The 19,552-nt window shown below is 45.1% G+C and carries 14 protein-coding genes; 4 read left to right on the forward strand and 10 right to left on the reverse strand.

Features of this window, described 5'->3' with window-relative positions; all coding sequences use genetic code 11:
• The first annotated feature begins 301 nt into the window (after nucleotides 1-301).
• On the forward strand, nucleotides 302-1,156 hold the full coding sequence (locus tag FR741_RS09325) for a MurR/RpiR family transcriptional regulator (protein WP_005378021.1): 855 nt from the start codon (nucleotides 302-304) through the stop codon (nucleotides 1,154-1,156).
• A 77-nt stretch (nucleotides 1,157-1,233) separates the two neighbouring features.
• Here the strand turns inward: FR741_RS09325 and FR741_RS09330 are convergent, their stop codons facing one another.
• Complete coding sequence (locus FR741_RS09330; protein WP_005393219.1) at nucleotides 1,234-2,478, reverse strand: iron-containing alcohol dehydrogenase; 1,245 nt, start codon at nucleotides 2,476-2,478, stop codon at nucleotides 1,234-1,236.
• Between the two features lie 377 nt (nucleotides 2,479-2,855).
• Between FR741_RS09330 and FR741_RS09335 the strand changes: the two genes are divergently transcribed.
• Nucleotides 2,856-3,122, forward strand: a complete 267-nt coding sequence (locus FR741_RS09335; RefSeq protein WP_005378026.1) for a GrxA family glutaredoxin — start codon at nucleotides 2,856-2,858, stop codon at nucleotides 3,120-3,122.
• 174 nt (nucleotides 3,123-3,296) lie between these two features.
• Entirely contained in the window at nucleotides 3,297-4,979 is a 1,683-nt protein-coding gene (locus tag FR741_RS09340) for an aspartate:alanine antiporter (protein WP_006742623.1), read from the forward strand.
• Between the two features lie 76 nt (nucleotides 4,980-5,055).
• Here the strand turns inward: FR741_RS09340 and fabV are convergent, their stop codons facing one another.
• The 8 genes from fabV to FR741_RS09380 form a co-directional block, all read right to left on the reverse strand.
• Entirely contained in the window at nucleotides 5,056-6,258 is a 1,203-nt protein-coding gene (gene fabV / locus FR741_RS09345; protein ID WP_006742624.1) for an enoyl-ACP reductase FabV, read from the reverse strand.
• Between the two features lie 174 nt (nucleotides 6,259-6,432).
• Nucleotides 6,433-8,715, reverse strand: coding sequence for an acyl-CoA dehydrogenase (locus FR741_RS09350; RefSeq protein ID WP_167426690.1), 2,283 nt, complete (start codon nucleotides 8,713-8,715; stop codon nucleotides 6,433-6,435).
• A gap of 62 nt (nucleotides 8,716-8,777) precedes the next feature.
• Complete coding sequence (locus FR741_RS09355) at nucleotides 8,778-9,422, reverse strand: TetR/AcrR family transcriptional regulator (RefSeq protein WP_005393225.1); 645 nt, start codon at nucleotides 9,420-9,422, stop codon at nucleotides 8,778-8,780.
• Nucleotides 9,423-10,145: 723 nt separating this feature from the next.
• Nucleotides 10,146-11,297 (reverse strand): Na+/H+ antiporter NhaA, encoded by a 1,152-nt coding sequence (nhaA, locus tag FR741_RS09360; RefSeq protein WP_006742626.1) that lies wholly within the window; start codon nucleotides 11,295-11,297, stop codon nucleotides 10,146-10,148.
• Nucleotides 11,298-11,626: 329 nt separating this feature from the next.
• Nucleotides 11,627-12,751 carry a lipocalin-like domain-containing protein gene (locus FR741_RS09365; protein WP_167426691.1) on the reverse strand — a complete coding sequence of 375 codons (1,125 nt, stop codon included), beginning with the start codon at nucleotides 12,749-12,751 and terminating at the stop codon, nucleotides 11,627-11,629.
• Nucleotides 12,751-15,204 carry an ABC transporter permease gene (locus tag FR741_RS09370; RefSeq protein WP_167426692.1) on the reverse strand — a complete coding sequence of 818 codons (2,454 nt, stop codon included), beginning with the start codon at nucleotides 15,202-15,204 and terminating at the stop codon, nucleotides 12,751-12,753. The genes FR741_RS09365 and FR741_RS09370 overlap by 1 nt, the downstream gene beginning before the upstream one ends.
• Nucleotides 15,185-15,856, reverse strand: coding sequence for an ABC transporter ATP-binding protein (locus FR741_RS09375; RefSeq protein WP_005393230.1), 672 nt, complete (start codon nucleotides 15,854-15,856; stop codon nucleotides 15,185-15,187). The genes FR741_RS09370 and FR741_RS09375 overlap by 20 nt, the downstream gene beginning before the upstream one ends.
• A gap of 187 nt (nucleotides 15,857-16,043) precedes the next feature.
• The gene (locus FR741_RS09380; RefSeq protein WP_167426693.1) at nucleotides 16,044-17,420 is read right to left on the reverse strand and encodes an MATE family efflux transporter; all 1,377 of its coding nucleotides are present in this window, start codon (nucleotides 17,418-17,420) and stop codon (nucleotides 16,044-16,046) included.
• A 95-nt stretch (nucleotides 17,421-17,515) separates the two neighbouring features.
• On the opposite strand from FR741_RS09380, the gene FR741_RS09385 reads away from it, so the two are divergent.
• Nucleotides 17,516-18,994 carry a DUF2867 domain-containing protein gene (locus tag FR741_RS09385; RefSeq protein ID WP_065645323.1) on the forward strand — a complete coding sequence of 493 codons (1,479 nt, stop codon included), beginning with the start codon at nucleotides 17,516-17,518 and terminating at the stop codon, nucleotides 18,992-18,994.
• On the opposite strand, the gene FR741_RS09390 is transcribed toward FR741_RS09385, so the two are convergent.
• Nucleotides 18,951-19,535 (reverse strand): NapC/NirT family cytochrome c, encoded by a 585-nt coding sequence (locus FR741_RS09390; RefSeq protein ID WP_167426694.1) that lies wholly within the window; start codon nucleotides 19,533-19,535, stop codon nucleotides 18,951-18,953. The genes FR741_RS09385 and FR741_RS09390 overlap by 44 nt on opposite strands.
• Nucleotides 19,536-19,552: the final 17 nt, after the last annotated feature.

Genomic DNA, 19,552 nt, shown 5'->3' on the forward strand with positions numbered 1-19,552 from the left:
GAGTTACATCAATTTGAAATTTTTTTTCGTTTTGATGTAACTCAAACATCATTCTCGTGCGACTGGCGCAACAAAACATCGATTACACATCCAATTCTGTAGTTTTTACAACATTTTGTTTGAGGCCTGTCAAATTCTCACTAAATAGTATCCGTTATTGGTTTAGACTGATTGAAGATCAGGTTTATACTGATTCTATGGCGCTGGTTGTTTTCGTTAACGCCCCACTCTACTCTGGAATCTTCGTGTTTCCTTTCGTTAACAGAGCCAGCGAGTTGTTCTCTATACCCTCGTGAACACTATGAATACATTAGAAAAAATTCAAAAAAACCTGGAGAATTTCAGTAAGTCAGAGCGCAAAGTTGCGGAAGTAATTATGGCGTCTCCACAAACTGCAATTCATTCAAGCATTGCAACGTTGGCTAAAATGGCTGATGTTAGTGAGCCCACTGTAAACCGCTTCTGTCGTCGTCTGGACACCAAGGGCTTTCCAGATTTTAAGCTTCACTTGGCACAGAGCCTAGCCAACGGTACCCCTTACGTTAACCGTAACGTGGAAGAAGACGATGGCCCAGACGCGTACACCCATAAGATTTTCGAATCGACCATGGCGTGTTTAGATGTCGCGAAAAACAGCCTAGATCCAATGCAAGTGAACCGTGCGGTCGATTTGCTAACGCAAGCGAAGCGCATTTCATTCTTTGGCCTTGGTGCATCATCTTCTGTAGCCCGAGACGCACAAAACAAGTTTATTCGCTTTAACATTCCAATTACTTGTTTTGAAGACATTGTCATGCAGCGCATGAGTTGTATTAACTGCAGTGATAATGATGTTGTGGTTCTTATTTCTCACACAGGTCGAACGAAGAGTCAGGTCGAAATAGCAAACCTTGCTCGTGAAAACGGCGCGACGGTCATTGCGATTACAGCAAAGGACTCACCGCTAGAAAAGGCAAGTTCACTCGCTATTACGCTTGATATTCCTGAAGATACCGACGTTTATATGCCAATGGCGAGTCGAGTTGTACAGATGACGGTGATTGATGTACTGGCAACTGGCTTCACACTCCGCCGTGGTACAGGTTTCCGTGAGAACCTAAAACGCGTAAAAGATGCGTTGAAAGACAGTCGCTATGACAAACTAAGTCAGTACTAAGTCCTGCTGTTTAGTGAAAGATTTAATAAAGGGGAGCTCAACGCTCCCCTTTTTTCAATGTGCTTTAGATCAATACATCAACCCAAGTCGTTCACACTCGATAAGTCCGTTCTTGATTCAAGCACTTCTACAGAGCTCACGTGTTGTGTGCTCTCTGCCACACACTCTCCACTGCAATCACAGACTTGCTGCAATATGTATATCAAACGTTCCTGATTAAGGGGTAGCGGGTTGCCTTTGATCGCCATCGACTTAAGCGCATCGTTCGCCACTTGTTCAAAAGAAGTTTGGCATACTCCGAATTGGCCAAGTAACGGCAACGCTAACTTATCTAAAACCATATTTACCCAAAGAACCCCATCATGCTCATTCGCGTTCGCACGATCGGTAACCAGTTGGGCAAGTTTACGATAACGACTTATCACATCATTCCTGCCAGCGAGCTTCGCGGCGTTAATATTTTCCTGCATCACGTGCGGTGCAAGACGCGCCGTGATCACGCTGTGGGGCGCATCTAACTTACCTCCTAACGCCGACGCAAGCCCATGCGCAGCACCTAATTTGGCATTAGTAATGGCCATGCCACCGAGCAACGCAGCGAACGATAAATCCGACCGAGCCTTATGATTATCTTGCTTACAAGCAGCAATCACTGAACGGCTTAAACGACGAAGTCCCTCTTCGCACACCATATCTGTAAGAGGGTTTGGCTCACCACACACATACGCTTCCATCAAATGAGTGAACGCATCCATCGCGCCACGCCCGGATGTGTATTGATCGGTTCCATAAGTAAGCGTCGGATCCACAATGGCAACGTCTGCCAGCATATCTGGGCTTCGAAGACTCACTTTCACTTTATCTTGTCCAGACTTCAACACCGCATTTCGAGTCACCTCTGAACCCGTGCTTGCTGTCGTAGGAATTGCAATAAAATGAAGAGGTTTTGCCTTTAATGGTACGTTTCTTCCTACCACCTCGACGTAGTCGTAAACATTGCCTTGATTAGGAATAATAGCGGCTAGAGCTTTACCCATATCGATGACACTGCCACCGCCAATAGCAATCACCATATCAGGCTGGAATTTTCTACCGAGTACCGCGGTCTCTTCTACCATTGTGATATAAGGTTCGCCATTGATTGCTACGTGTTGGTAACGCATATTTTGAGCTTTAAGGTAGTTAATGATGGGCGTGGCTCGTTGGGTATCCTTCCCGGTTACCAGCAAAACACTGTAGCCAAATTGGTTGATAACGGATAATGAAGACTGAAGTGCACCTTCACCAAATATAATCCTTGTTGCAGTCATAAACTGAAACATACACGTCCTCCCAAAATAATATACCCAAATAACCTCTTGCCCTCTGATTTAACACTTATGTAAGAGTTGAAGTCATTTGCGTATAGCCAGATTAGATTGCTATGTTTTTGAATAAAAAAAATTGACCAATTCCACCTTGCCATCATTAACCCCTTAAAATGTATGTTTTTTATGCGTCACTTCACATACTTTAGAGCCATAGAATAAGGAAGCGCGTTTAGTTTTTATTCGATAGATTTCACCTATAGAACCAAGAGGTAATTGCCGCTTTATTTCCGTATCTGGATCGGGCATAGTTACTGCAACAAAAGAGAGCGCACTCAGCCGCTATGTTTTGTACGCTTTCAAAAAAGAATAGATTTAGGAGAAATAAGATTATGTTCGTTGTTATCTTTGGTCGCCCTGCATGTCCTTTCTGTGTTCGTGCAAAAGAACACGCAGAAACGCTAAAAGCGAAGCGTGACGACTTCAACTACCGTTACGTTGATATCCATGCTGAAGGTATTTCTAAAGCAGATCTTGAGAAAACAGTTGGTAAACCAGTTGAAACTGTTCCTCAAATCTTTATCGACCAAGAGCACATCGGTGGCTGCGACGAGTTCGAAGCATACGCGAAAGAGCACCTAGGTCTATTTGACGAGTAATCAAGACAGTTTTTAAGAAAGCCGCTTCATGCGGCTTTTTTATTATTTTTCAGTTGGTTATTACCTTACGTCAACTAATGGTAAAACCTAAAAAAATTCACTTATCTTTTTGCTATATTTAGTTACAATTCGCAATTCTTAATCTTTTTGGCACACACTTTACCGAGCCACACAGTGAACATAGACGTCGTATACCTTCTTGAGCAAAACCCTATCCTTCTAATCTTCGTCGTATTAGCCATTGGCCTTGCCATCGGAAAAATCCGATTTGGCAAATTACAACTAGGCAACTCCATAGGCGTTCTAATTACCTCGTTGGTAATGGGTCACCTTGGCTTCTCATTCAATGCAGAAGCATTAACCATTGGCTTTATGCTGTTTATTTATTGCGTTGGCATTGAAGCTGGACCAAACTTTTTTGGCATATTCTTCAGAGATGGTAAGCATTACTTTATCTTAAGTATGACCGTTCTCGTGTCCGCAGTCAGCTTAACGTATGGCTTGAGCCACTATTTCGGCCTCGACTTTGGCTTGTCAGCCGGTATGATGGCTGGCGCGTTGACAGCAACACCTGTACTGGTTGGTGCACAAGACGCTCTTAACTCTGGCCTTGCGACTATACCGCGCAATATGGATTTTTCTTTGGTATTAGAAAATCTATCCGTGGGTTACGCGATGGCTTATCTGGTCGGCTTAATTAGCATGATCATGTTCGCGAAGCTATTGCCAAAACTACAGAAGCAGAACCTGTCTGATTCTGCGCAGCAAATTGCTCAAGAACGTGGCCTTGGAAATTCAAGCCAAAGAAAAGTGTACTTACCGATTATTCGTGCTTACCGAGTCGGTCCAGAATTGATTGACTGGACTGACGGCAAGAACTTGCGTGAACTAGGAATTTATCGTCAAACTGGCTGTTACATTGAGCGAATCCGCCGTAACGGTATTCTCGCCCATCCAGATGGTGATGCTATTTTGCAAGAAGGTGATGAAATTGCACTGGTTGGCTTCCCTGATAGCCATGCTCGCTTGGATCCTAGCTTCCGCAACGGTAAAGAAGTATTTGATCGTAACTTGCTTGATTTGCGCATCGTTGAAGAAGAAATTGTCGTAAAAAGTGACGCTATCGCAGGCAAGCGTTTATCTGATTTAAACTTATCTGAGTTTGGCTGTTTCTTAAACCGCGTGGTACGTGCGCAAATAGAAATGCCGATGGATTTAGACATTGTTCTCGCTAAAGGTGACGTCCTTCAGGTAAGCGGCGAGAAAAGCCGAGTACATGGACTCGCGGAAAAAATCGGTTTCATCTCGATCCACAGTCAAATGGCCGATTTACTCGCTTTTTGCAGCTTCTTTATTTTGGGTATTCTGTTTGGCCTCATCACGATGACATTCGGCCAGGTTTCGTTCAGCTTGGGTAACGCGGTAGGTCTTTTGTTATCTGGTATTACACTTGGTTTCTTACGAGCAAATCACCCTACTTTCGGCTATGTCCCGCAGGGGGCGCTGAACATGGTCAAAGATTTGGGTTTGATGTTCTTTATGGTGGGAATAGGTCTAAGTGCAGGCGGAAAGATGTTCGAGCACTTGACCCAAGTTGGTCCAAAGGTGATTGGTTTAGCATTCATTGTTAGTGTTGTGCCTGTAGTACTGGCCTATTTAGTGGGCGCACACATACTCAAGATGAACCGTGCCCTGCTCTTCGGTGCCATTATTGGTGCCCGAACTTGTGCCCCAGCTATGGATGTCGTCAACGACTACGCTAAATCCACCATCCCAGCTCTTGGCTATGCGGGTACCTATGCGATTGCCAATATTCTGATGACGTTGGCAGGTACGATCCTGATAATATTAAGTTAATAACTTTGACTGATGAAAGCAAAAAAGGCGCTCAATGAGCGCCTTTTGTATATCGGTTGTCTAATCAGTCATTCGATTAGATTTGGATAAAATCAGCTTCAACCGCTGGATTTACATCCGCTTCGTAATCTACGCCTTCAACACCGAAACCAAATAGTTTCAAGAACTCTTCTTTGTACTCTACGTAGTCAGTCAGTTCTTTTAGGTTCTCAGTCGTAATTTGAGGCCATAGTTCACGACAGTGCTGCTGAATGTCGTCACGAAGTTCCCAATCATCCAGACGTAGACGGTTCATCTCATCCACTTCTGCTGCGCTACCATCTTCTTTGTACAGACGTTGGCTGAACATACGGTAGATTTGTTCCATACAGCCTTCGTGTACGCCTTCTTCGCGCATTTTCTTGAATACCATTGCAATGTACAGTGGCATAACAGGAATTGCGGAACTTGCCTGAGTTACAACAGATTTAAGTACAGCAACATTTGCACTGCCGCCTGTCGCTGCTAACTTGTCGTTTAGCGCTTTCGCCGCACGATCTAGGTCCATTTTCGCTTTACCTAGTGCGCCATCCCAGTAGATTGGCCAAGTTAGCTCAGTACCAATGTAGCTGTACGCGACTGTCTTACAGCCTTCAGCAAGAACACCAGCATCAGACAGTGCATTGATCCAAAGTTCCCAGTCTTCACCGCCCATAACGGTTACTGTGTCTTTGATTTCTTCTTCTGTTGCAGGCTCAACACTTGCTTCGATGATCACATCTTTGTTGGTATCAACAGCAGTTGATGTATAAGTTTCACCGATAGGCTTAAGCGCTGAACGAACTAGCTCGCCAGTTTCTGGCATTTTACGTACTGGGGAAGCCAGTGAGTAAACCACCATATCGATCTGACCTAAATCTTCTTTGATCAGTTCGATAGTTTTCTGTTTCGCTTCATTTGAGAAAGCGTCGCCGTTTAGGCTTTTTGCGTACAGGCCTTCTTCACGCGCTAGCTTTTCAAAAGCAGCCGCATTGTAGAAGCCTGCCGTACCTGGTTTCTTCTCAGTGCCTTCTTTTTCGAAGAAAACACCGATAGTTGATGCACCGCCACCAAATGCCGCAGCGATACGAGAAGATAGACCGTAGCCACTTGATGCACCGACAACAAGAACGCGCTTAGGTGCGTTTTTGATTGGGCCTTGCGCTTTAGTGTACGCAATTTGTTCTTTTACGTTAGCTTCACAACCAACAGGGTGCGTTGTAGTACAGATAAATCCACGAATTCTAGGTTTGATGATCATATTCAACTTCCTTTAAAAAACCTTGTTAGGATAAAAGTTTCGTCGGGATTTCGCATCTAATTTCTGTAAAAATGCTCTGAAAAGGCAAGTGGTTGGAGCACTATCCCAACATCCACTCAGCAAGAACACAAAAAAGCACCTCATTGAGGTGCTTTTCGTAGTATTAACGGTTTACTATGCCGCCGGGTTCAAATGCGACTTTTTTGGGCAATCGGTTCGTACTTCAGAAAAGTCATGACTAAAGTGGTCAACTTGAATCGCCTTGTAACGCAATTTGTCTGCCGCCATGATTTGGTCAATTTCTTGCTCAGTTAACACGCCTGCTTCAAATGCTTGCTGCAGACGGTCGTGTAGCAGACCTTTACGAGCCACTTTCCCATCCTTCGCCGCCTTCATAAGCTTACGCTCTAAAGGTTTGATTTCGTACATTGCGAGGAAGGCTTTCTCCATTAAGCCTACGCTGTCGTCGTCGGATTTTCCGATGTAGCAAAGATGCGTGAGTCGATCACGTTGAGCTCCTGGCGTCATCATCGCTTCCGCCAGATTCACACACAGTTCATCGCTTGGCTTATTGAAATGATTGCCAAGTGGGAACAATAACCCTTTCAGCACACCGCCAACGTATTTCACAGGGAAGTTGGTATAAGCCTCATTTAATGACTTAGATGCGTTATACAAACAATGTTGAACGGCGTAGTGGACAAAATCTAGATCGCCTTGTTGACGTCCTTCATCTTCATACTTTTTCAGTGCGGCAGACGCCATATATAGATAGCTTAAGCCATCACCCAGACGTGCGGAAATCATTTCTTTACGCTTCAAATCACCGCCTAGTGTTAACATCGCGAAGTCAGCACTAACGGCAAGCGCTCGGCTTAATCTTGTGATTTCTTTATAGTACTGCTGTGTTGGGCCACTCATGTGCGCTTTTACAAACCGAGAACCAGTTAGCGCCGCGCCAAATGCACCAAATGTATTGCCTACCGCATGTTTGATGTGTTTAAAGAGCAAGTTGTCAAATTCTTTCGCCCCTTGTTCAGAATCTGGATTCGCAGCAGCTTCCATTTCTTTTAGTACATATGGGTGACAACGAGTCGCACCTTGACCAAAAATCATCAGGTTACGAGTCAGAATATTCGCGCCTTCAACAGTGATAGCAACTGGAATACCGAGATAATGTTTAGCAAGATAGTTCATTGGGCCATCTTGAATCGCACGACCCGCATGGATATCAAACGAATCATTTAGAATAGTACGCGCGATTTCCGTCATGTGGTACTTGGCAATCGCGGTTACAATCCCAGGTTTTTCTTTCATATCGAGAGAAGTCGTCGTCAGCGTACGTGTTGCTTCTAGTAGATAAGTAAGGCCACCAATGCGCCCCATTGCTTCTGCAACACCCTCAAACTTACCGATCGACATACCAAACTGTTTACGTACGTAAGCATAAGCACCGGTTGTACGTGTAGTAAGGTGGCCAATCGCTGTGCCAAGCGCTGGGAGAGAGATACCACGACCAGCAGAAAGACACTCAACCAGCATACGCCAACCTTTACCTGCGTAATCAGCGCCACCGATCAACCAGTCCATAGGAATGAAGACATCTTCACCACGAGTCGGACCATTCATGAATGCAGAACCCAGAGGATCATGGCGCTCGCCTATCTCGACACCTTCATGGTCAGCGGGGATCAGCGCACATGTGATTCCAACCTCTTTCTTATCACCAAGTAGCCCTTCTGGATCCTGTAGCTTAAATGCTAATCCGAGCACTGTCGCCACTGGCGCAAGTGTGATGTAGCGTTTATTCCAGCTAACTCGCACGCCAAGCACTTCTTTGCCTTCGTGAGTGCCATAACAAACTACGCCTTGATCTGGTATACCACCGGCGTCAGATCCCGCTTCGGGCCCTGTTAATGCAAAACAAGGAATGTCGGTACCATCAGCTAAACGAGGCAACCAGTAATCTTTTTGCTCTTGCGTGCCATAGTGCGATAAAAGCTCACCTGGACCAAGAGAGTTCGGTACCATTACCGATACAGCGGTGCTGATGCTACGAGTCGCAATACGAGAAACAATGGTTGAGTTCGCTAAAGCGGAAAATTCACGACCACCATACGCTTTTGAAATGATCAGTGAGAAAAATCGCTCTTTACGTAAGTACTCCCATACTTCAGGCGGTAAATCCCTGTCTTCTTTGACAATCTTCTGGTCATCAAGCATTTCTAGCAGGGTTTCAAGCTCATTATCCATAAATGACTGCTCTTCTGCTGTCAGTGTCGGCGTTGGATAATGGTGCAATGTAGTGAAGTTAGGCTTGCCTGAAAATAGTTCGGCATCCCACCACACACTACCCGCTTCCATCGCCTCTTTCTCGGTGCTAGAGAGAGGTGGCAATACTTTTTTGAACACTTTAAAAGCTGGGTCACTAATCCATTTTCTTCGTAGAGAGCTCATAGTTCAGATCCTTTTGTTCACGTAACCGCTCTGGGCATAATTTTATTATTGGTTTAACTTTCTTATTTGTCTTGTGCCAACTGCTTCGCTGACATTCCTGCTGACAAATAAGGAATCAGCAAATCGACGACAGATTTCACATCGACTTCCTTTTCAAATTTACTTTCAGCAAGCTCCGAAAGAGCCTGGCTTGAAGCCATCGTAAATACGCAGGTACCTAGCGTGAAGTGCAGTCGCCAAAACAGCTGCTCCTCACATAGTTCCGGGTTTGCCTTCATTATCGAGAAGGTGAAGAGGTTAAGTACCTCTTCATATCGAGTGGTGATGAACCAACGCAGATGACCTTGTACGTCTGTGTAACCACGGCCAATTAACAACATGAATAATGCTGTACCATTGGGGCGCACATCATTTAATGTACGCAAAGGTAAACGCAATGACTCAAAGACGTCGTCCATGTCGTAGCTATCACGCGTGTTTAACTCGATTAGTGAGGTTTTAATGCTCGGCATGAGCGCTTCTAGGTATCTATCTAAAACCGCTCTAACTAGCGTTTTTTTATCGCCAAAGTGATAATTTACCGATGCTAAGTTGACGTTCGCTTTACCTGTTATCGTTCTTAGCGAAGTATCATTAAAACCATGTTCAGCAAAGAGTCCTTCTGCGACATCGAGTATTTTTTCTTTTGTTGATGTTCTCGGGGCCATTTTAATCACTCGTATTAAACAACTGTTTGAAAATATACTCCCGAAACTTTAGATTAACAAACGATTAACATCACACTTTCACCAATTGGTCTGACCAGAACTTATAAGGTGTGATCTAATCTTTTGAATTTAAGTCTAATAAGCAAATGATGCTCGCCTGAAGAAAATGACCAAGTTTCGCAAACCATCGTATTTGAAACGCTAGCAATGTCGTTAGGCGGTCGGAGCAGGAGGTGCGGGTTTGAAATGCAATTTAAGTTTATAGCTACTATAGAAAAGAGGGCTATCGAGTTTCAAACCGCCATTAAGTTGGTTACGCTGTTCGCCTCTTCTCTTACTTCTTTACGATACAAGCGGGCAGAAAGAATTAAATCGAATTTTTTTTGAAAAAAAATGGAACTGTTTGGAAAAGGCTCGGTCTGAATAAATGTAACAACTAGGGCATTTTAAGTTTCACTGGCCGTCAAACTTGTTTCCATCTAATTGTTACGTTGCTGCTTTTTTCTTATTAACTCCTATGTTTGTATCCGCCCAGTCAAATTTTCGGCTGGGCTTTTTTTCGCCCGCAGATCTACCACCTAACGTTTCGATGATTCCGTTCATCTCCATGGTCTAGACATCCGCTCAATACGAAAGTGTCGCTATTAAGTCGCTGATGTACTGAACTATGGGTATAAAAAAGCCTCCCGATTGGGAGGCTTTACAAAATAGCGCATTTTTATCTTACGCTTGTGCTTTCTTAGGCAAAGAAAAGTGCAGTAAGGCATAGCCAAGTAATGCTGCTGTCGTCGAACCCATTAAGATACCGAGTCGAGCATACGTATCAAATTCAGGACTTACATTTCCGAACGCTAAAGAGGAAATGAAGATAGACATTGTAAAGCCAATACCACACAACACAGATACCGCAAAGATATGCTTGAAGTTAACGCCTTCAGGTAACTTAGCAACGCCCATTTTTACCGCTGCCCAGCTAAAGGTAAAGATACCTAGAGGCTTACCAACCAGTAGACCCAAAGCAATACCGAGTGGCAGCATTGAAGTCAGACCTGACATCGATACACCTTCTAACGAAATCCCCGCATTGGCAAATGCGAATAGAGGCAGAATACCAAATGCCACGTATGGGTGAAGCGCGTGCTCCATATGTTTAAGTGGAGAATGTTCGCCCTGCTTTCCCTTTAGTGGGATAGCAAAGCCAATCACTACACCTGCCAATGTTGCGTGAACACCGGATTTAAGCACCGCGAACCATAAGATCGCACCGACGATCATGTATGGCGTAAGTTTTGTTACTTCCTTCGCATTCAACATGAATAGGACACCAGTCATGATGAAGCCAACAAGCAACGCCATGGTCGACAGGTCACCGGTGTAAAATAGCGCGATAATAACAACCACTCCTAAATCATCGATGATAGCAAGCGCCAGCAAGAACACTTTTAGGCTTACTGGTACACGCTTACCTAATAACGCCATGATACCTAAAGCAAAAGCGATATCTGTCGCCGCTGGAATTGCCCAACCAGAAATCGCCTCAGGATCGTTGGCATTAAAGGCTACGTAAATAAGAGCAGGAGCTAACATACCGCCAACCGCTGCAATCGCAGGGAAAATTGCGGTTTCTTTTGATTTTAACGCACCTTCAAGTAGCTCTCGCTTAACTTCAAGGCCAATGAGTAAGAAGAAAACAGCCATTAGGCCGTCATTAATCCAGTGAGAAACTGACATACCAAATACATAAGTATGCAGTACAGATTGATAAGTTTCGCCCAGCGGTGAGTTAGCAATGGTCATCGCAATTGCCGCGGCAATCACGAGAAGAATACCACCAGCTGATTCCATTTTGAAAAAGTCACGAATGACATCGTTCATGGTTTCGTCCTTATATTTATTATCTTAATAAACGATTAACAAAGAATGATAAGAGTGTATAGCGGTCGAAAACTTTAGAATAATCGCTTCTTCAGAGTATAAACTTCGATTTTTCCGATATTAAGTTTACTATACATCGTATTTTCCAACATAACACTCAATTTTGATCACAGCGCGTACTTGTTGTTATCGCGCTAAATGTTTATCAAGATTATGAGAAAATCAGCATAACATGGCATGTACTGTCATGATAACCCCATACTTTTGAGAAAAATTCAGGAAGTTTCATCCACTAAAAAACCACCCATTGGGGTGGTTTTTATCAGAATTTAATAACCGGTGAGCTGCATAAAGCCCCAAGCCTCGTTGGAGCCAGAAGCTAAGGTAGGACCTTCCCAATACGGTATAACAAAAGGAAGCCACATATCTGATTTGATAATACGAGTGGTCAAGTTAATTTGATGCTTTGGAATATTAATAATCCACTGCAAAGGCAGCCTTCTTCCATTTGATAAACTGGTCACTTGCATTGGTTTAATACTGATATCATCATCTGAGAGATTGATGACTTTACCTGAGCGTGTGGACAAGGTGCCAAACACGTGCGGTGTTTGTCCATGGTGGCGATAGCGGCTGACAGTCAGTGCTCGACCATCATCTAAATTGAGTACAAACCAATCCCAACCCTGTTGCCCTTCACCAATTAAGCCACTGCCCCACTCTTTCTGAGCCCAAGCAGAGCCAGCAACAGAGAAGCGTTTGCCATTAATGTTCAAACTCCCTTTCACCTTTAAAAATGGCGCACTAAAACTGAAAGAGGCAACAGATTGCAACGCATGTTTAACCTGAAAACCTTTGTCTCCATTCACGACAAAGGGGCCGTTTGTCATGGTATTGAGCTCAAGTCCAAACGTATCGGTAGTCACATTCAAGTTACCAGGGAAAGGCGTTGCACCAAGTGAACGCCACGTCCAATTATCAATCCATAACCTGAAAGGACGATTAGTCATGCCAGCTTGGCCTATCCCGCCTCTCGCTACACGTTGCTCTTTCCAGACGTGCGAACCATGGCTAACGACAACATGTGAAATATACAGTTGAGGGTTTTGCCATCCGCTGGTTTCTCGCTCATCCGTCGCGACCCTGAAGTAGCTCCATTGAACGTTGTATATTTTCCCTTGTTCATCTTTCAGTTTCGCAAAGTAGTGCCACCATTCATGTTGGTACTCGGGATGAAAGCGAAAGTCTGACGGTAAAGAGACATGTTCGTCAGGTAATACAGGTTCGAAAATCGTTTGATTTTCACGCGTTAGAATAGAATTAAGCTCGCTTTCTTGTGTTGCTGTCGCTTCCAACCAAAAAGTTGAGTAAAAAGCAGCCCCAGTCAAAAAGGCAAACGTAATAACAATGATCGTTGAAACTAACAAGCGTTTTTTAGAGCCCACTTTTTTCATTACAACGCGTCCCTTAATGACTTCATTGGCGTACTCTTAATCATTCTAATAACTGGCAATGCGCCGGCAATCATGATGGCAAGCATCGCCCAAGCAATAGTTTGAGCGTATTCCCAAGGGATCGTTTGAAGCTCCAGAGACCAACCGAATGATTGCTTAATGATAATATCAACGATCAAGTGTGCAAGTGCCAGACCAAGTGGCACCGCAATAATCGCGGAAATGGCCCCGAAGACAAACAACTGCAAACCACCCAATGCGACAAGTTCCTTTCCGGATACACCCATACATCTCAGCAAAGAGAAGTGCCGCTGCCGCGACAGTTCGCCCGCCAATGTCGCGAAGAATAAACCAAACACAGCAATAATCAGCGTGATGTTGCCCAAGGTTCCTGCAATAGCGAAGGTATGATCAAATACCCTCATTGCCTGACTATAGATATTACCATTATCAAACACACGGTCTTGCGGGAGGCGGAATACATTTTCTAAGCGATTTTTCAGCCCCTCCCCATTAACGCTATCTTTTAACACCACACCAAGGCCAACATTGCCCGTCCCTGCAAATGCATACAGCCAATTCCGGTGCGACATCATCACCTGGTTATACGGGTTTCCATAATCGTAATAAACACCAACGACTTGCCAGTCTCCACCCAGTGGTTCCTGCAAGTTAATGAAGTCTCCTGGGCGAATATCCAGCTTCAAGGCCATCGATTCACTCACCATCAAGCTCTTGGTCGCGTGCAGTTGATACCAGTAATTCGGGACACCTAGTTTTACCGTCAGTGCATCTAGCTCACCTTCAGAAGAGCCTGTACTCACCACTTGCAAGGCACCATGTTCGATTGGCATATCTTTTTCCCAACGCCACCAAACCGAGTTGACTTCTGGTTGGTTTTGCAGCCACGCACTCATCCGAGCTGCTGAGTTATTTGTCGGATAGATATAAATATCCGCTGCTAATCGCTGGCTGAGCCATTTATCGGTTGTATCCCTAAAACTGCCTACCATCGTTTCTACGCCGATATTTGCCGCCAGTGCCAACATAAACGCCATTGTTGCCACACCGCGATAACTCATGCTCGCAGCCGCATCGGCAAAAAACCAACGTACACGTACCCAACGCATGGTGTAAGAAAAGCTCTGGAACATATGCCACATAATAAATGGCATGAACAAGGCCACACTAACCAACATCAGCGCAATAATGGCAAAGCCAGTTTCTTGTGTTTTCGGTGCTTGATACACTGCGATTGCCGCGACACAAAACGCACACGCAGCAAGAGCCTGCCAAGAGAACTCACGCCCTGCAAATCGCATTAATGACAGTCGAGAAGATAGACGAATTGGCTGTGACTTCAACAAACGAATCAATGGCCACAAACACGATATTAATGCGCCCATCGCTGCCATGATCAGACTATATAAGCTGGACTGCCAAGACCATCCTATTGTTAAGCCTACGTTGGCATCGTACAAATCGCTCAGGCTCGATGAGACTGCAGGGATCAGCTCATTTGCCAAGATCAAACCAAAAAAGTTACCACACGCCCACGCAATAAAGACGAGCAACGACAACTCTAACAACAATGCTTGAGCCAACTGCGTTCCATTGACCCCCGTCTGTCTCAAAATACCCACCAAACGTTGTCGCTGAATAAATGACAAAGACATCGCTTGATAAAAAATAAACAACCCGACCAAAAATGACAGCATCCCCATCGCAGTGAGATTCATGTGGAATGCATTAGTTAACGACTCAAGCTCCGTACGCGTATTCCTAACGAGCGTCATGCCATTGGGAAGCATATTTTTCAGTGCTATTAGCTTTTCCTCTGGCATTTCACCACAAGAAATCGCAGATAAACCTGAGCTCCGCTTGAGCATACGCAACAACGATATATCAGTAACCAGCCGAGTCCCTGAGAGCATTTTGTTTTTATCGACTTGAATCGGTCCGAGACGACTTCCGTCATTCATCTCAATAAAGTCCCCATCCTGCCAACTCATGTAAGCGGCCAAATCTTGACTGACTAGAATGGGATAAGGAGGTTTCATTAATGATAGAACGGGCATCTCACCCAAAGATTTGCCTTGCTGCAATGGAATCATCGCGACAGGATCAATCCCCACCAGCATCAAGCTCATATCGGTTTTAGCATCTAGATGCAGCACGTCAAACGGCGCACATTGGTTAAACCCAGCTCGACGCAACTGGATATAGAAACCTTGAGGGATTTTATTGGCAGAGTGTTTAGTTCGGATTCGGTATGGCAAAGGATTGGAGAAAAGCTTTTCTCCTGTCGCATAACTTTGTTTTGCATGCTGGTTGATAGAAGTAACACCAACAAGAAGGGACACGCCTAAGGTTAACCCTAGCCAGACAAGAATAATTTGTAGTGGGTAACGACGGTAATGACCGAGTAGTGCCTTAACTACGGGCCATAACATGCAGTTGCCCTCCTTGAAGTCGAATCTTACCTTCCATATGGGCCGCCACTTTTTCACTGTGTGTCACCAACAATAAAGTGCATTCCAGTTGGCGAGCGAGACTCGTCAATAAGCGCATTACCGCTTCTGCGTTTCGCTCGTCTAGGCTACCAGTTGGCTCATCAGCGAGTAGGATTTTAGGTTCCATATAGAGTGCGCGAGCAATAGCAGCACGTTGTTGCTGACCACCAGATGCTTCTTCCGGGTAGCGGCCTAGCAGAGGCATTAAATCCAGAGCAGAAAGAATTTGACGCCACAACTCTTTATCTTCTGGCAAACCTTTTAACTGACGACAAAAACGAATATTGTCGGCAATATTGAGCGTAGGAAGCAGGTTGAACTGTTGGAAGATATTACCAATATTGTTGCGGCGATAAAGGGTTCTCAAATGCTCTGGCGCATCATGCATGGCAAAATTTGGAAACTGAACTTCACCAGAGTCTGCAGTATCCAGTCCGGCAATTAAGTTCAGCAAAGTACTTTTACCCGAACCACTTTCTCCCATCAGAGCGACTTGGTCACCTTGCTGTAATGTTAATTCTGCCCCTTGTAATACAGGGTGAAATTCTCCCCCGTCTACATAGCCTTTACATAGGTCTGACAGTTTTAACATTGATTATGCCGCTCGGATGGTATTTAAAAATTGGGATCAGAATCTACACTAAAATCCTGTTAGTAGAAAGTATTTTGAATGCTTGATCACACTATGAGAGTACAAATGCAACTCAGTTCACTTTCTGTTCCTAATTTTGTTGACGTATTGAGCAGATTTTTGCAGCTGCAGAAAACTCTGTTTACCTCTATTGACCGATAAGGTTTTTCATCCATTTTCGGCTCACCATTCTTGGCAGACAAATCGTCCACTTCACAACTTCCTCGGTCAAAAAGAGTAAGTAAACCCATTGCGGTTCCCAACCGAGCTGAATCGCTGCAAATGCCGCGAGTGGAATCCCGATCACCCACTGCGCAAGAATGTCTTGATACAAACAAAACTTAACGTCACCACCTGCACGTAATACCCCAACAATGACCATCATCGGCACCGAGCGTAGTACGACACCTAAAGCAAGAATCACCATAAACTGTTCAGCTAACTGGCGAGTATCCGCTGTCAGTGCACTAAACGCATTAAGGATCCATTGATTGGACACTATCAATACAACAGCGACCACAAATGCGATAAACACATTCAAAATGACCGTAGCCCAAGCTTGGTAATACACAGGTTCAAAGTTTTTCGCGCCGAGTTGGTTACCCACTAAAACCGCAGCTGCATTCGATAGGCCAATCATCATAGCGAGAGCGATTGACTCAACGGGCGTCATCACCGACAACGCTGCCAAACCTTGCACACCCGCTTGCCCCATGATGGCATGGTAAGCGAACAATCCACCAGCCCATGCCAAAAAGTTAAATGTGGTCGGTAAGGAAAGGCTCAAGAAACGCGTTATTTTGTCTAAAACCAAACCTGCGCGTATATCATCCCAACCAAATGCAATTATGTGTTTCTTCAGCCATAAATAGCCAAATAGACAACCGACTTCGATCGCGCCACTGATAACCGTTGCAATGGCTGCCCCTGTAATCCCTAAAGCAGGAAAACCTAAGTGACCCAAAATTAACACCCAGTTAAGGAAAACATTAGACAGAATGCCTATACCACTAAAAAATGTGCTCAGCCCCGGTTGGTGCATCGCTCTCAAGCCCACCGACATACTAGCGACACACGCAACAGCAAACATGCTAACGGATGAAATAATTAGATAGCTGGCCCCTAACTCAATCACTTCTTGTGAGTCTGTCGTCAGTTTCATGACTGGCTGTGGGAAAATAACAAACAAAGCAACGGCAATGGCGGCAAACACCATGGCTATCATCCATGTTAAAGCGGTACTGCGACGTACCCCGACTTTATCGCCTGCCCCCCAATATTGTGCGGTCAGTAATGCACCACCCGTCGTCACCCCAACTAACATGATGGTAGTAACAAACGTCGCGCGCGCCGCTACCCCAACAGCGGCTATTTCAGCTTCACCAAGTTGGCCGAGCATAAGCACATCGACGAGGCTTCGGCTAGAAAACATCATGCTTTGCAGTGTAATTGGTAGCGCGATCGCGAATAAGCGACGTAAGAATGCTTTATCTGCATGTATTGAGAGTTGAGAGAGAAAAGTCACAAGCGCTCCAACGACAACTTATTGATAGAATGGGGAAAGTGTCTCATGATTATACTCTGTGGTGTTTATTCCACCAACGATTAAAAGGACAGACAATGAAAAAGGTGTTGGTGCTAGGCGCCTCGGGTTACATTGGTTCTCAACTTCTTCCGTTACTTTTAGACAAAGGTTACGCCGTCACGGCTGCGGCGCGGCATATCGATTATTTGGAGTCAAGGACTCGGCCCCATCCTAATTTAACGTTGCGGTATCTGGACCTAGCCGACGCAGAAGCCACGCTCGCTGTGGTGAACGATTTTGACTTGGTATTTTTCCTAGTGCACGGAATGGCACAAGGCGATGACTTTGTTGAGTACGAGCTAAACCTTGCTTTGAACTTTAAATACGCATTGGAGCAAAGCCGTGTCAAACATGTCATTTATTTAAGTGCCATCCAACCGCAAACCGGAAACTCGCGTCATTTAGCCGCTCGTAAAGCCACTGGAAAGATCATTCGACAATCCGGTGTTCCAGTAACTGAATTGCGTGCTGGCGTCATCATTGGCCCCGGCTCCGCGGCTTTCGAGATCATGCGAGATTTTGTCTACAACTTACCTATTTTGATCGCGCCTAAATGGGTCGACTCAAAAGCCAACCCTATTGCCCTACCCAACCTCAATCACTATTTATTGCAGCTGGCCGAAGCATCAGCCCCAGAAGAAAACCAAATTTATGAAGTTGGTGGGCCAGATACACTCAGCTACCGCGAGCAGTTTAAAGTCATTTGCCGAATCACCAACAAGCCTTATCGGCTGTGGTCGACACCGTTGCTTACCCCAAAAATGGCATCGTACTGGCTCGGCTTGGTCACCTCTGTACCAGCAAACATCGGCAAAGCATTACTCGCGGGGTTAGAGCATGACTACATTGCCGATTCCAAAGCGATTGAAGCACGATTTCCGCAAACGCTGATCAGCTACGAGCAAGCGGTATCCGATACCATTCAAGATGAAGGCACGTTTGTACGCAGCAATGTTTGGGGCTTTGAACCAGCGGCACTTCGTCGATGGCAACCAGGGTATGGCTACTACCCTAAACAAGCCGGTGCGAGCATAAAAACTCAAGCCTCCGCTGCGGCATTATGGAAAGTGGCTCAAAAAATCGGGAGTCGTGAAAAAGGCTATTACTTTGCCAACATTTTGTGGCGCACACGTGAATGGCTCGACATCTTTTTTGGTGGCGGGAAACCGATTCGCGTTTCTCCTCCGGGGCCGGAGCTCAAAGTCGGCGATTATATTGACTCTTGGAAAGTGATTCGCTGCGAAGAAAATCAGTTCCTCTCCCTGTTTTTTGGGATGAAAGGCCCGGGGCTTGGACGTTTAGAAATTACCATCAAAGACCATGGTGATGAACGAGAACTGGATATCACAGCTTGGTGGCACCCGCAGGGGTTTCTCGGGCTGCTTTACTGGTTTGCCATGATGCCAGCCCATCTATTCATATTCAAAGGCATGGTCAAAGCCATCGCGAAAGAAGCCGAAAGTATCAGTATTACTCCTCAGGTGGGACAGTCTCTGGAGAATCTAGAGAAATAGGCAGGTGATGGGCAATCCCCGCATGGCAATCAATGCACGATTGATCTCGACTTTCCATCATTTGATGTCGACGCGCAACGGTTCGTCCTTGCGCTTCGAAATCCATCTTGTCAACGGAATGGCAATATCGACACTGTTTTGATTTATTCTCGATAAACTGCTGTGTGACTTCAGCAGCCAACCTCGGACGATGCTCCGCCTCGAAGTTCTCTAACGTAATTTCTCCAGTCAGTTTGTGATAGATGTCGGCTGTAGCGCCGATTTTCAATGCGATTTTAGCAAAAAACTCCCTAGGGACATGGCAATCACTGCACGTAGCGGCAATCACACCCTGAGCATTTTTGAAGTGTGGAGATGCTTGGTACTCCTCAACTATCGTATCCATCCCAATATGGCAACTATAACAAAACTCGTTGCGATTGGTGTAATCCATACCAAAGTGAAAAACACTAACTGCCAACCCACCAAGGATAAACGCCAACAAGCCACCAATTGGTATGCCGAGCATCCACTTCCTGTTTGGTTTACGCCATAAACTCATCGGGGTTCATCCCAAAA

The sequence above is a fragment of the Vibrio diabolicus genome (genome assembly GCF_011801455.1).
Classification (GTDB): Bacteria; Pseudomonadota; Gammaproteobacteria; order Enterobacterales; family Vibrionaceae; genus Vibrio; species Vibrio diabolicus.

What these genes read in the sequence shown, in the direction of transcription:
- FR741_RS09325 (WP_005378021.1), top strand. Translation starts at nt 302, where the DNA reads ATGAATACATTAGAAAAAATTCAAAAAAACCTGGAGAATTTCAGTAAG.
- FR741_RS09330 (WP_005393219.1), bottom strand. Translation starts at nt 2,478, where the DNA reads ATGTTTCAGTTTATGACTGCAACAAGGATTATATTTGGTGAAGGTGCA.
- FR741_RS09335 (WP_005378026.1), top strand. Translation starts at nt 2,856, where the DNA reads ATGTTCGTTGTTATCTTTGGTCGCCCTGCATGTCCTTTCTGTGTTCGT.
- fabV (WP_006742624.1), bottom strand. Translation starts at nt 6,258, where the DNA reads ATGATCATCAAACCTAGAATTCGTGGATTTATCTGTACTACAACGCAC.
- FR741_RS09350 (WP_167426690.1), bottom strand. Translation starts at nt 8,715, where the DNA reads ATGAGCTCTCTACGAAGAAAATGGATTAGTGACCCAGCTTTTAAAGTG.
- FR741_RS09355 (WP_005393225.1), bottom strand. Translation starts at nt 9,422, where the DNA reads ATGGCCCCGAGAACATCAACAAAAGAAAAAATACTCGATGTCGCAGAA.
- nhaA (WP_006742626.1), bottom strand. Translation starts at nt 11,297, where the DNA reads ATGAACGATGTCATTCGTGACTTTTTCAAAATGGAATCAGCTGGTGGT.
- FR741_RS09365 (WP_167426691.1), bottom strand. Translation starts at nt 12,751, where the DNA reads ATGAAAAAAGTGGGCTCTAAAAAACGCTTGTTAGTTTCAACGATCATT.
- FR741_RS09370 (WP_167426692.1), bottom strand. Translation starts at nt 15,204, where the DNA reads ATGTTATGGCCCGTAGTTAAGGCACTACTCGGTCATTACCGTCGTTAC.
- FR741_RS09375 (WP_005393230.1), bottom strand. Translation starts at nt 15,856, where the DNA reads ATGTTAAAACTGTCAGACCTATGTAAAGGCTATGTAGACGGGGGAGAA.
- FR741_RS09385 (WP_065645323.1), top strand. Translation starts at nt 17,516, where the DNA reads ATGAAAAAGGTGTTGGTGCTAGGCGCCTCGGGTTACATTGGTTCTCAA.
- FR741_RS09390 (WP_167426694.1), bottom strand. Translation starts at nt 19,535, where the DNA reads ATGAGTTTATGGCGTAAACCAAACAGGAAGTGGATGCTCGGCATACCA.